This window comes from Streptomyces sp. T028, from assembly GCF_048159505.1.
Taxonomy (GTDB): Bacteria; Actinomycetota; Actinomycetes; order Streptomycetales; family Streptomycetaceae; genus Streptomyces.
In genome coordinates this window covers 148,766-161,356 of record NZ_JBLRVZ010000050.1, presented here as the reverse complement: position 1 = coordinate 161,356, position 12,591 = coordinate 148,766, and the positions used below count along the sequence as shown (strand labels likewise).

General features: G+C 68.8%; 10 protein-coding genes and 1 pseudogene (1 of these 11 running past the window's edge). 5 read left to right on the top strand and 6 right to left on the bottom strand.

Annotated features, from left to right (window positions below):
• Positions 1 to 24: 24 nt before the first annotated feature.
• The 5 genes from ACLZN2_RS40095 to ACLZN2_RS40075 form a co-directional block, all read right to left on the bottom strand.
• A complete protein-coding gene (locus ACLZN2_RS40095; RefSeq protein ID WP_416984558.1) occupies positions 25 to 1,173 on the bottom strand; it encodes a DUF475 domain-containing protein in 1,149 nt (382 codons plus the stop codon).
• 168 nt (positions 1,174 to 1,341) lie between these two features.
• On the bottom strand, positions 1,342 to 1,917 hold the full coding sequence (locus ACLZN2_RS40090; RefSeq protein WP_416984557.1) for a TerD family protein: 576 nt from the start codon (positions 1,915 to 1,917) through the stop codon (positions 1,342 to 1,344).
• A 117-nt stretch (positions 1,918 to 2,034) separates the two neighbouring features.
• Positions 2,035 to 2,610, bottom strand: coding sequence for a calcium homeostasis/redox stress adaptation protein (locus ACLZN2_RS40085; protein ID WP_390845430.1), 576 nt, complete (start codon positions 2,608 to 2,610; stop codon positions 2,035 to 2,037).
• Between the two features lie 148 nt (positions 2,611 to 2,758).
• Positions 2,759 to 3,217: a peroxiredoxin gene (locus tag ACLZN2_RS40080; protein WP_416984556.1), complete on the bottom strand. Its 459-nt coding sequence runs from the start codon at positions 3,215 to 3,217 to the stop codon at positions 2,759 to 2,761.
• A 110-nt stretch (positions 3,218 to 3,327) separates the two neighbouring features.
• A complete protein-coding gene (locus ACLZN2_RS40075; RefSeq protein ID WP_340380034.1) occupies positions 3,328 to 3,765 on the bottom strand; it encodes a DUF3052 domain-containing protein in 438 nt (145 codons plus the stop codon).
• A gap of 355 nt (positions 3,766 to 4,120) precedes the next feature.
• Between ACLZN2_RS40075 and aceE the strand changes: the two genes are divergently transcribed.
• Complete coding sequence (gene aceE / locus ACLZN2_RS40070) at positions 4,121 to 6,868, top strand: pyruvate dehydrogenase (acetyl-transferring), homodimeric type (RefSeq protein WP_416984554.1); 2,748 nt, start codon at positions 4,121 to 4,123, stop codon at positions 6,866 to 6,868.
• A 72-nt stretch (positions 6,869 to 6,940) separates the two neighbouring features.
• Positions 6,941 to 7,681 (top strand): potassium channel family protein, encoded by a 741-nt coding sequence (locus ACLZN2_RS40065; RefSeq protein WP_416984553.1) that lies wholly within the window; start codon positions 6,941 to 6,943, stop codon positions 7,679 to 7,681.
• Positions 7,682 to 8,117: 436 nt separating this feature from the next.
• Here the strand turns inward: ACLZN2_RS40065 and ACLZN2_RS40060 are convergent, their stop codons facing one another.
• On the bottom strand, positions 8,118 to 9,764 hold the full coding sequence (locus tag ACLZN2_RS40060) for an MFS transporter (protein WP_416984552.1): 1,647 nt from the start codon (positions 9,762 to 9,764) through the stop codon (positions 8,118 to 8,120).
• 65 nt (positions 9,765 to 9,829) lie between these two features.
• Between ACLZN2_RS40060 and ACLZN2_RS40055 the strand changes: the two genes are divergently transcribed.
• From ACLZN2_RS40055 to ACLZN2_RS40045, 3 genes and pseudogenes are all read left to right on the top strand, one after another.
• On the top strand, positions 9,830 to 10,471 hold the full coding sequence (locus ACLZN2_RS40055) for a TetR family transcriptional regulator (RefSeq protein ID WP_416984550.1): 642 nt from the start codon (positions 9,830 to 9,832) through the stop codon (positions 10,469 to 10,471).
• A 126-nt stretch (positions 10,472 to 10,597) separates the two neighbouring features.
• A complete protein-coding gene (locus tag ACLZN2_RS40050) occupies positions 10,598 to 11,815 on the top strand; it encodes an alpha/beta hydrolase (RefSeq protein WP_416984549.1) in 1,218 nt (405 codons plus the stop codon).
• Positions 11,816 to 11,881: 66 nt separating this feature from the next.
• Positions 11,882 to 12,591: pseudogene (locus tag ACLZN2_RS40045) on the top strand (DUF4429 domain-containing protein); it runs 140 nt beyond the window's last position.

The window sequence follows — 12,591 nt, the reverse complement described above, 5'->3', positions numbered from 1 at the left end:
ACCTCGGGTGTCCACACGCCGTGGCTACACCCCGGACGAGACCTCGGTCTTCTCGTCCGAGGCCTCATCTTTTCCCTCGGCCGCGGCCAGCGCGCGGTTGCGGCGCACGGAGGACCAGAAGGACCAGGCGATCAGGACGACGCCGACGAGACCGGTGATGACCTCGTTGATCTCGTACTGGATGGTGATCATCAGGAGCACGGCGAGGGCGCCGATCGCGTAGTGGGCGCCGTGCTCCAGGTAGACGTAGTCGTCCAGGGTGCCCTGGCGCACCAGGTAGACCGTGAGCGAACGGACGTACATCGCGCCGATACCGAGGCCCAGGGCCATGAGGACGATGTCGTTGGTGATGGCGAAGGCGCCGATCACACCGTCGAAGGAGAAGGACGCGTCCAGCACTTCCAGGTAGAGGAACATGAAGAACGCGGCCTGGCCGGCCAGCAGCACCGCGGACTTCGGCTTGCCGGTCCGCGCGGCCTCTTCCTCCTCCTCGTGCTCGCGTTCCTCCTCTTCCTCGAGTTTGTCCTCGAAGTAGCCGGAGAGTCCGCCGACGACCATGTACGTGATCAGACCGGCGATGCCGGAGATCAGGACGGTCTCTGCCTTGTCGGCATGACCGCCGCCGTGCTGGTGGGCCTGGGTGGCGAAGGTGAAGGCGGTGATGAGCAGGACGATCAGCGAGATGCAGACCGACAGCATGTCGACCTTGCCGAGCTTGGCGAGCGGGCGCTCGATCCAGCGCAGCCACTGGATGTCCCGGTCCTCGAAGATGAAGTCGAGGAAGATCATCAGCAGGAACATGCCACCGAAGGCGGCGATCGCCGGGTGCGCGTCGGTGACGAGTTCCTGGTAGCGGTCCTTGTTGTTGAGCGCGAGGTCGACGGCCTCGATCGGGCCCATGCTGGCACTGACCGCGACGATCACGACGGGGAAGACCAGCCGCATGCCGAAGACCGCGATGAGAACGCCGACGGTGAGGAAGATCTTCTGCCAGAAGGCGTTCATCTTCTTCAGGATTCCGGCGTTGACCACCGCGTTGTCGAACGACAGCGAGATCTCGAGGATGGAGAGGATCGCCACGATGCCGAAGGCCTCCCACCCCCCGTAGAAGACCGCAGCGACCAGGCCGAGCGCGGTGACCGCGAACGACCAGCCGAAGGTTTTCAGAAGCACTGGCTACCCAATCCCTGTGTGTACGGGTCTCCCCCGCGCCGTACTCGGCTTTACGAAACTTTGAAGCTGCAGTCTAGTCGCGCCCTCTTCCGAGCCCACGGGGGACCGGCTTTTGCTCATAACGCGCCAGGAGAGACGTGCTGGGCGAGACGTGAGGGGCGAGACGCGCTAGGAGACGTCCACCCCGAAGTCCAGGGCGATGCCCCGCAGGCCCGACGCGTACCCCTGGCCGACCGCCCGGAACTTCCACTCACCCCCGTACCGGTAGAGCTCGCCGAAGATCATCGCCGTCTCGGTGCTCGCGTCCTCGCTCAGGTCGTAGCGGGCGAGCTCCTGGCCGTCGGCCTGGTTGACGACGCGGATGAACGCGTTGGAGACCTGGCCGAAGGTCTGGCCGCGCTCGTCGGCCATGTGGATGGAGACCGGGAAGACGATCTTGTCGCAGTGGGCGGGCACCTTCGAGAGGTCCACCAGGAGCGACTCGTCGTCGCCGTCGCCCTCACCGGTGAGGTTGTCACCGGTGTGCTCCACGGAGCCGTCGGGGCTCTTGAGCTGGTTGTAGAAGATGAACCACTGGTCCCCGAGCACCCGGCCGCTGTTGCACAGCAGCGCGCTGGCGTCGAGGTCGAAGGGGGCTCCGGTGGTGGAGCGCGCGTCCCAGCCGAGCCCGACCATCACCTGTGTGAGGTTCGGCGCGGCCTTGGACAGGGAGACATTGCCCCCCTTGGCGAGCGTGACGCCCATGATGCTGGTCCTCCCCTGGTGCTGCCACGTGGTGCTTCTTCGGTTGTCCTGCGCGTCCGGCGCCGCCCCTAAACGGTGCGGCGCCGGGCATAGGTGAAACCTTCGGGGCCGTACGGCTCAGACGTTGACGCCGAAGTCCTGGGCGATGCCGCGCAGGCCGGAGGCGTAGCCCTGGCCGATGGCGCGGAACTTCCACTCCGCGCCGTGGCGGTACAGCTCGCCGAAGACCATCGCGGTCTCGGTCGAGGCGTCCTCGCTCAGGTCGTAGCGGGCGATCTCGGTGCCGCCGGCCTGGTTCACGACGCGGATGAACGCGTTGCGGACCTGGCCGAAGGACTGCTGGCGGTTCTCGGCGTCGTAGATCGACACCGGGAAGACGATCTTCTCGATGTCGGCCGGGACGCCGGCCAGGTTGACCTTGATCTGCTCGTCGTCGCCCTCGCCCTCACCGGTGAGGTTGTCACCGGTGTGCTCCACGGAGCCGTCGGGGCTCTTGAGGTTGTTGAAGAATACGAAGTTGGCGTCGCTGCCGACCTTGCCGGAGTTGTTCAGCAGCAGCGCGCTCGCGTCCAGGTCGAAGTCGGTGCCGGTCGTGGTGCGGATGTCCCACCCCAGACCGACGATGACCGCGGTGAGGCCCGGGGCCTCCTTGCTCAGCGATACGTTGCCGCCCTTGCTGAGGCTGACTCCCACGACTCCTCCATTGGTGTCCCGGGGCGGGAAGCCCCGTCGTGCGTTGGATATCGGATCAACGAGTCGATCCTAGTGACGGGTTCCCGCCCCACGCAGGCCCTGGAGTCGATGAATCACGGGTGTCGGCCACGGCGGGGGCCGCTGGGGCTCAGAGGGTGTCGAGAGCCTTGACGTAGTCACCGAGGTCGCGGGCGTCCGGCAGCGCGTTGAGGACGGTCCAGCGGACCACGCCCTCCTTGTCGATGACGAAGGTGCCGCGCACCGCGCAGCCCTTGTCCTCGGCGAAGACACCGTAGGCGCGGGAGACCTCGCCGTGCGGCCAGAAGTCGCTGAGCAGCGGGTACTCCAGGCCCTCCTGCTCCGCGAAGACGCGCAGGGTGTGGATGGAGTCGTTGGAGACGGCGAGCACCTGGGTGTCGCGGTCGGCGAACTTCGGCAGGTTGTCGCGTACCTCGCACAGCTCACCGGTGCACACGCCGGTGAAGGCGAAGGGGTAGAAGAGCAGGACGACGTTCTTCTCACCGCGGAAGTCGGAGAGCTTCACGGTGGCGCCGTGGTTGTCCTTGAGCTCGAAGTCGGGGGCCTTGTCGCCGACCTGGATCGCCATCGCGGGGATATCCCTTCGGGTGGGCTGTCTGGGTGAGAACACCCTACGCAGCCACCGCCCGAAGCCGTCGGACGGGCCGGGCACGAAAAGCCCGGCCCGTCCGGGTCACCTCACTTCTTGGACTTGGCGGCCTTGGGCGTCACCAGCCGGCTGCCACTCCAGTCCTTGCCCACGCTGACGCTCTTGGAGGCGGACAGACCCGCCGTCGTCGCGGCTTCCGAGATGTCGCTCGGCTCCACGTAGCCGTCACGGCCGGTCTTCGGCGTGAGGAGGAGGATCGAGCCGCCTTCTTCGATGTACGTGGTGGCGTCCACCAGCGCATCGGTCAGGTCGCCGTCCTCGTCGCGGAACCACAGCACCACGGCATCGGCGACGTCGTCGTAGTCCTCGTCCATCAGCTCGCTGCCGATGGTTTCCTCGATGGACTCGCGGAGTTCCTGATCGACGTCGTCGTCGTAGCCGATCTCCTGGACCACCTGCTCGGGCTGGAAACCCAGCCTGACGGCAGGGTTGGTCCGCTCCTCCGCGTGGTCCGCGGTCGCGCTCACGGGTTGCCTCCTGATCATGTCTTGGGAACTAACTCAGCCACGCGCGTGCGCGAAGCATTGGCCGTAGTCCACACGGGCGGGGCGGATCGCGCAAGTACCCGGCGGTTCGGACCGCCGAAACGGTGACGATCCTGGCCGTGTCGACGCAACTCCAGGCACGACATCGGGACGGATGGTGACGTACACCACACCTATCTGCCCCGTTTGCGTATTTGAGAACCATCCAAGGGTACGAGACTCGAACAGGCACCGGTTACCCCGGGGTAGAGATGACGTTTGGGCTTCCGAGGTACACGATGGGGGCGGTGCAGATACTGGAGAACCAGCGAGATTCACAGCGAGAGTAAGGAACAGCGTGGCTTCCGGATCCGATCGCAACCCGATCATCATTGGCGGCCTTCCGAGTCAGGTTCCTGACTTCGATCCCGAGGAAACCCAGGAGTGGCTCGACTCCCTCGACGCCGCGATCGACGAGCGCGGCCGGGAGCGGGCCCGCTACCTCATGCTGCGTCTGATCGAGCGCGCCCGCGAGAAGCGCGTGGCCGTGCCGGAGATGCGCAGCTCGGACTACGTCAACACGATCCCCACCAGGGCCGAGCCGTTCTTCCCGGGCAACGAGGAGATCGAGCGCCGCATCCTGAACGCGACCCGCTGGAACGCGGCGGTGATGGTGTCCAGGGCCCAGCGGCCCGGCATCGGCGTCGGCGGCCACATCGCCACCTTCGCGTCCTCCGCGTCCCTCTACGACGTGGGCTTCAACCACTTCTTCCGCGGCAAGGACGAGGGCGACGGCGGCGACCAGGTCTTCTTCCAGGGGCACGCCTCGCCGGGCATCTACGCGCGCGCCTACCTGCTGGACCGGCTCAGCGAACAGAACATGGACGCGTTCCGCCAGGAGAAGTCGAAGGCGCCGTACGGGCTGTCGTCGTATCCGCACCCGCGGCTGATGCCGGACTTCTGGGAGTTCCCGACCGTGTCGATGGGCCTCGGCCCGATCGGCGCGATCTACCAGGCGCGGATGAACCGCTATCTGCACGCGCGCGGGATCGCCGACACCTCGAAGTCGCGGGTGTGGGCGTTCCTCGGCGACGGCGAGATGGACGAGCCGGAGTCGCTCGGCCAGCTGTCCCTCGCCGCCCGTGAGGGCCTGGACAACCTGACCTTCGTCGTCAACTGCAACCTGCAGCGGCTCGACGGCCCGGTGCGCGGCAACGGCAAGGTCATCCAGGAGCTGGAGTCGGTCTTCCGGGGCGCCGGCTGGAACGTGATCAAGCTGATCTGGGACCGCACCTGGGACCCGCTGCTCGCGCAGGACCGGGACGGCATCCTCGTCAACAAGATGAACACGACGCCGGACGGCCAGTTCCAGACGTACGCCACCGAGTCCGGCGCGTACATCCGCGACCACTTCTTCGGTGACGACCACCGGCTGCGCGCGATGGTCCAGGGCATGACCGACGACCAGATCCTGCACCTGGGGCGCGGCGGCCACGACCACAAGAAGATCTACGCGGCGTTCAAGGCGGCCGTGGAGCACACCGGCCAGCCGACCGTGATCCTCGCCAAGACCATCAAGGGCTGGACGCTGGGCCCGAACTTCGAGGGCCGCAACGCCACGCACCAGATGAAGAAGCTGACGGTGGCCGACCTCAAGGGCTTCCGCGACCGTCTGCACCTGCCGATCTCCGACCAGGAGCTGGAGTCCGGCGCGCCGCCGTACTACCACCCGGGCCGGGACTCGGAGGAGATCCAGTACATGCACGACCGGCGCAAGTCGCTGGGCGGGTACGTACCGACCCGTGTCGTGCGCTCCAAGCCGCTCGCGCTGCCGGACGACAAGACGTACGCGGGTGTGAAGAAGGGCTCCGGTCAGCAGTCGATCGCCACGACGATGGCGTTTGTGCGGCTGCTCAAGGAGCTCATGCGGGACAAGGAGCTCGGCAAGCGGTTCGTACTGATCGCGCCGGACGAGTACCGCACCTTCGGTATGGACTCGTTCTTCCCGAGTGCGAAGATCTACAACCCGCTGGGCCAGCAGTACGAGTCGGTGGACCGCGATCTGCTGCTCGCGTACAAGGAGTCGCCGACCGGCCAGATGCTGCACGACGGCATCTCGGAGGCGGGCTGCACGGCCTCGCTGATCGCGGCGGGCTCGGCGTACGCCACGCACGGCGAGCCGCTGATCCCGGTCTACGTCTTCTACTCGATGTTCGGTTTCCAGCGCACCGGTGACCAGTTCTGGCAGATGTCGGACCAGCTGGCGCGCGGTTTCGTGCTCGGTGCGACCGCGGGCCGTACGACGCTGACCGGTGAGGGGCTGCAGCACGCGGACGGCCACTCCCAGCTGCTCGCGTCGACGAACCCGGGCTGTGTGGCGTACGACCCGGCGTACTCGTACGAGATCGCGCACATCGTGCAGGACGGGCTCAGGAGGATGTACGGCGGCTCGCCGGAGCATCCGCACGGCGAGGACGTCTTCTACTACCTCACCGTCTACAACGAGCCGATCCAGCACCCGGCCGAGCCGGCGGACGTGGACGTCGAGGGCATCCTCAAGGGCGTCCACCGTCTGAGCGAGGGCACCTCGGGCTCCGTCCCGGCGCAGATCATCGCCTCCGGTGTGGCCGTGCCGTGGGCGGTCGAGGCGCAGAAGATCCTCGCCGCGGACTGGAACGTCAAGGCGGACGTCTGGTCGGCGACCTCCTGGAACGAGCTGCGGCGCGAGGCCGTCGAGGTCGAGCGGCACAACCTGCTCCACCCGGAGGAGGAGCAGCGGGTGCCGTACGTGACCCGCAAGCTGTCCGGGGCCGAGGGGCCGTTCGTGGCCGTCTCGGACTGGATGCGGTCGGTGCCGGACCAGATCGCCCGGTGGGTGCCGGGGTCGTACCAGTCGCTGGGCGCGGACGGTTTCGGCTTCGCCGACACCCGGGGCGCGGCCCGCCGGTTCTTCCACATCGACGCGCAGTCGATCGTGGTGGCGGTGCTGACCGAGCTGGCGCGGGAGGGCAAGGTCGACCGGTCGGTGCTGAAGCAGGCCATCGACCGCTACCAGCTCCTCGACGTGTCGGCGGCGGACCCGGGGGCTGCCGGAGGCGACGCGTAGCCCACAGAGCACGTAAGGGGTGGTGGAGCCCGACGGCTCCACCACCCCTTACGCGTTCTTTACGATGCGGGCATGCACGAACGAACGGCGCAGGAGCGTTGGGAAGAGCTGAGCCAGCGGCCACTGCTGGCCCTCGCCCTGGTGTTCGCGGTCGCCTACGCCGTACCGATCGTGGACACGTCGGCCGGCCGTACGGTGACGGACGCGTGCACCGTGGTCGAGTGGGTGGTGTGGGGGGCGTTCGCCACGGACTACCTGGTGCGGCTGGCGCTGGCCGAGGACCGGCGGCGGTTCGTCCGCACCCACTGGCTGGACCTGTGCGCGGTGGTGCTCCCGCTCGTCGCGGAGCTGCGGCTGCTGCGGCTCGTCTCCACGCTCCTGCTGCTGGGGCGGCGGGCGCGGATGGCCACGCAGATCCAGGTGACGACGTATGTCGCGGGGGTGGTCGTCGGGCTGCTGATGTTCGGGTCGCTCGCCGTGCTGTCGGTGGAACGGGATTCACCGGACGGGAACATCCGCACGCTGGATGACGCCCTGTGGTGGTCGTTCACCACGATGACCACGGTGGGTTACGGCGACCACGCGCCGACCACCGGGATGGGCCGGATCATCGCCGTCGGGCTGATGCTGTCCGGCATCGCGTTGCTGGGTGTCGTGACCGCCAACATCGCCGCCTGGTTCATCGAGCGTTTCGAGAAGGACGACGTCGAGGAGCGGGCGCAGACGGCGGCGATCATCGCGCTGACCGAGGAGGTCCGGGCGCTCCGCGCGGAGGTCGCCGAGCTGCGGGAACGGCCACCGGTCGAGCACTGAGAGCCTGTGTCATATCCCCGGTCGGATCAGCGCGCGGCGTCATGGGGGCCCCTCCCGCTCGAGCGGAGCCGAGCGTGGGGGAGGAGCCACGTGGGTGTTTCGGCAACGCGGCTGGGGTCCCCCCCTCTGGGGGTGGGGGTCCCCCCTCTGGGGGAGTGCCAGGCGTCGCGCGCCCGGCCGGGGATATGACACAAGCTCTGAACGGCCAGGGCTGCGGCGCGCCGTCCCCCTCCGGCAGCGCGTCGCAGCCCTGGCCGCCCTCCCGTCCGGAGGGCCTGACCAAACTGTGGCGTGTGGCGTGTTCCGGAGGCGAGGGACCTTTAGCGTTGTCACCCTGATAGGGGAATTTCATTGACGTCGCGTCAGGTTCGCCCCCGGATCACGGGCTTCCGTACCGGCCTGCGTACGGGCGTGTGCACGTGCCTCTGAACGGGCCTCAGATGTGGCCGACCCCCGCGCCCGCCTCCGCGTTCTCACCGCGCTTGGTGAGCAGCGCGACGAACACGGCGACGACCGCCACTCCGGCCGCGACCAGGGACGCGAGGCTCATACCGGAGATGAAGGTGTCGTGCGCGACATCGGTGATCTTCGCGGCGACCTCGGCCGGCGTCTCGGGCGTCACCGGCGCCACCCCGACCTGGACCGCCTCGGAGGCCTGGTCCAGCTGGGCGGGGGTGAGCTCGGGCAGGCCCGCCGCGGTCCAGTTGGACGGCAGGTCGCCGTCCACCTTGGAGGCCATCACGGCGCCGAGCACGGCCGTGCCGAGGCTGCCGCCGATCTGCATGGCCGCCTGCTGGAGGCCGCCCGCCACACCCGACAGCTCCATCGGCGCGTTGCCGACGATGACCTCGGTGGCGCCGACCATGACCGGGGCGAGGCCGAGGCCCAGCAGGGCGAACCAGAGGGACATGACGGCGCTGCCGGTGTCCGTCTCCAGCGTGGACATGCCGTACATGGCGATCGCGGTGGCCGCCATGCCGCCGGCCAGCGGGATGCGCGGGCCGAGCCTGGTGATCATCGCGCCCGCGAGCGGCGAGCCGACGATCATCATGCCGGTGAGCGGGAGGAGGTGCATACCGGCGTCGATGGGCTGCATTCCGTGCACGTTCTGCAGGTAGAACGTCACGAAGAACAGACCGCCCATGAAGGCGATGGCCATGAGGACCATCAGGACCACGCCCGCCGACAGCGGGACGGAGCGGAACAGAGCCAGTGGGATCAGCGGCTCGCCGACCTTCGTCTCCCAGAAGGCGAAGGCCGCGAACAGCACGACGGAGCCGAGGACGAACGCCCAGGTCCTGCCGTCGCCCCAGCCCCAGGTCGGGGCCTTGATCAGGGCCCAGACCAGACAGAACATCGCGGCCGACAGCAGCGCGATGCCCAGCAGGTCGAAGCCCCGCGGCGCGCTGTGTCCGTTTTCCGGGCTCCGCCCGAGGGCCGCACGGTGGTCGAGCAGGATCAGCACGCCGAGGACGAGGGCGACGACGCCGACCGGCACGTTGATGAAGAACACCGACTGCCAGCTGACGTGCTCGACGAGGACACCGCCGAGGATCGGGCCGCCCGCGGTGGAGGCGCCGATGACCATGCCCCAGATACCGATGGCCATGTTGAGCTTCTCGGCCGGGAAGGTCGCCCGCAGCAGACCGAGCGCGGCCGGCATGAGCAGCGCGCCGAAGAGGCCCTGGAAGACACGGAAGGTGACGACCAGCGCGATGCTGTCGGACAGGCCGATCGCGCCGGAGGCGGCGGCGAAGCCGACGACGCCTATCAGGAAGGTCTGGCGGTGGCCGAAGCGGTCACCGAGCTTGCCCGCGGTGATCAGGGAGACCGCGAGGGCGAGGAAGTAGCCGTTGGTGATCCACTGCACCTGGGCGAAGGTGGCGTCCAGGTCCTTCTGGATGGCCGGGTTGGCGATGGCCACGATGGTGCCGTCGAGGGCGACCATCATGACCCCGACGGCGACGGTGATGAGGGTGAACCACGGATGGCCGCGCAGTCCCTGGGCCGGCGGCAGGTCCGACGGGGCCGCTGACGCCCTGTCCCCCGGCCCCTTCGTGTCGATGGTGGTCTGACTGGTCATGCGGTCGAGGCTAAGGACAGCCACTGACAATTGACAAACGAGTTCACAAGTCAGTAACTGACACTATGCGAACACTGCGCGAACAGACCCTGCGCGAACGCAAGAAGCGGCGCACCCGGGACGCGCTGCTGCGGGCCGCGGTGGAGCTGTTCGTCACGCGGGGCTACGAGCACACCACCGTGGACGCGATCGCCGAGGCCGTCGACGTCTCGCAGCGCACCTTCTTCCGCTACTTCGCCGGCAAGGACGAGGCCGCGCTGGGCCTGGTGGAGCTGACCGTGGAGCGGTTCGTGCAGGCGGTGCGGGAGCGCCCGGCCCACGAACCCCCGCTGGAGGCGCTGCGCCAGGCCGTGCTGGACGGCTGGTCCTCGATCAACGAGGTCGTGGAGAACGTCGTACCCGTGGAGCTGTATCTGCGGATGTACCGGGTGATCGAGTCGACGCCGGTGCTGCTCGCCGCGTATCTTCGGCGGTCGGCCGAGGTCGAGGAGACCCTCGCGGGTGTGATCGCCGAGCGGGAGGGTCTGGACGTGGACGCCGATCCGCGGCCGCGGCTCGCGGTGGCGGTGTTCAGCGGGGTGATGCGGGTGACGGAGCGGCAGTGGGTGGCCCAGGAGGAGTTCAGCCTGGCCGGCATCCGCGCGCTGACGTCCCGCCATCTCGACCAGGTCGGGCCCGCTCTCCTCGGGAGCTGGCGCGAGGCCTGAAGACCCTGGAAGCCTGAAGGCTTCGGAGGCCTGAAGGTTTTGATGGCCGACGACACGCCGCTCGAAACGTGATACCCGCCACTTTATTAACCTGAGACCCTCCCGTTCTCCTAGTGTGTCCTCCCAGTGACTTCCTTCGACACCTCCCCGCAACTGAGCCTCTGGCGCGCTCTCCCCGCCCTGGCGGTGGTGTTCGTGATGCTGGCGACCACCGGCTGGACCGCCGTACGCCACCACCAGGGAACCACCGCGCTGAAGGCCTCGCGCTCGGCCTGGGAGCACGGCCGGATCTCCGGCCACGCGTTGCCGGCGGCCGACTCGGCCCCGGGCAGCCTCGCCCGCTTCTTCGCATCGCTGACCGCCGCCCAGCGCACCGGGCTCGCGCACGACTACGCGCTCGCCGTGGGCAACATGAACGGCGCCCCCGTCGAGCTGCGCTACCGAGCCAACCGGATCGCGCTGCGCCAGCAGGTGCGGGTGGAGCGCAGACGGATGCACGACAGCCGGCTCACGCCCGCCGGACAGCAGGAGGCCGGGCGGCGCATGCACCGCTTCGAGGCGATGAGCGTCACCGGCCGGCACATCCTCGCCTTCGACCCGGAGGGCGCGGGCCGGGCCGCCGAGGTCTTCGGTGACCTGGACGGCGCCGAGCGGATCTCCGTCGTCGTCCCCGGGGTCGACACCGACCTGCTCACCTTCCAGCGCACCAACCGCAAGTACTCCGCGCCCGTCGGCATGGCCGAGGCTCTGTACACGGCGGAGCGCGAGACGAGCCCCGCGACCCGGACGGCCGTGATCGCCTGGGCCGACTACACCTCCCCCGACGGCCTCGGCATCGACTCGGCGACCGCGATGCGCGCCGAGAACGGCGCCGTACGCCTGAACGCCCTGCTGCGCTCCCTGCCCGGCACCTCACCGGTCTCGATGTTCTGCCACAGCTACGGCTCGGTGCTGTGCGGGGTCGCCGCGCACTCCATGCCGGCCCGGGTGACCGACATAGCGGTGGCCGGCAGCCCCGGGATGCGGGTGGAGAACGCGGCGCAGCTCGGCACCGACGCCCGCGTGTGGGCGATGCGCGACGCCGACGACTGGGTGCAGGACGTACCGCATCTGGAGGTCGGCGGGCTCGGGCACGGCGAGGACCCGATGGCCCGGGTGTTCGGGGCGCGGCTGCTGTCCTCGAGGGAAGCGGACGGCCACGGCGGCTACTTCGTGCCGGGCACCGACAGCCTGCGCAACCTCGCCGGCATCGGCACTGGCGCGTACCGTTCGGTGGAGTGCGCCGACGACTCCGGCGCCTGCCGGGAGGGTTTGTCCGACACGACGACGGCTGGACGCGCGTAGAGACGCAGGAATTGCGGCGTGCGTGGGGAGGGGACGAAGATGCGTGTCCCGCATACGATGAGCCGCATGGGTGACGTACTGGCCGGATTTCATGCCGCCTGGGAGTTCGAGTCCGACTCCGTCCTCATCCGCTACGAACGGGGGATGCGCACGCCCAGGCTGCTGTCGACGCTGGGTGAACGAAGAATTCCGCTCACCGCGCTGTCCGGGGTGACGCTCACCCCCGGCAGGCGCGGGACCGTCGTGCTGCGCGCGGAGCCGCGGGCCGGAGCCGATCCGCTGATCGAGGCGGCCGCGGGACAGCTGAAGGACGGCTCCGACCCCTACCGGCTGGTGCTGCCCGCCGAGCGGGAGGTGCTCGCGGAGTACTACGCCGACGAGCTGCGCTCCCGGCTGAAGGAGTCGGAACCGACGGAACGATTCCTCGTACCGCCGCCGGAGGCGCCGCTGTCCTTCAAGGCGTACGACGGGAAGGCGTCCTTCGACGGGAAGACCGTGCGGTTCCGGTGGTTCTGGACGGGGGCGTCGTCGGCGAAGTGGAAAGCCGGGGACCAGAGCTTCGCCGTGTCGGAGCTGAGCGGGGTCGAGTGGCGGTCGCCGGAGGTGTTCGAGGGGCATCTCCGGTTGGTGCGTGGAGAGGGTTCGCCGGCGCAGGCCGACCAGGACCCGGGGACGGTGGTGTTCGGGCTGGGGTACGGGCCGGTGCACGAGTCGTTGCCGTTCGCGGCCGCGGTCCTGGCCGCCGTACGCAGTCGTGGGGGGGGGGGGGGGGGGGC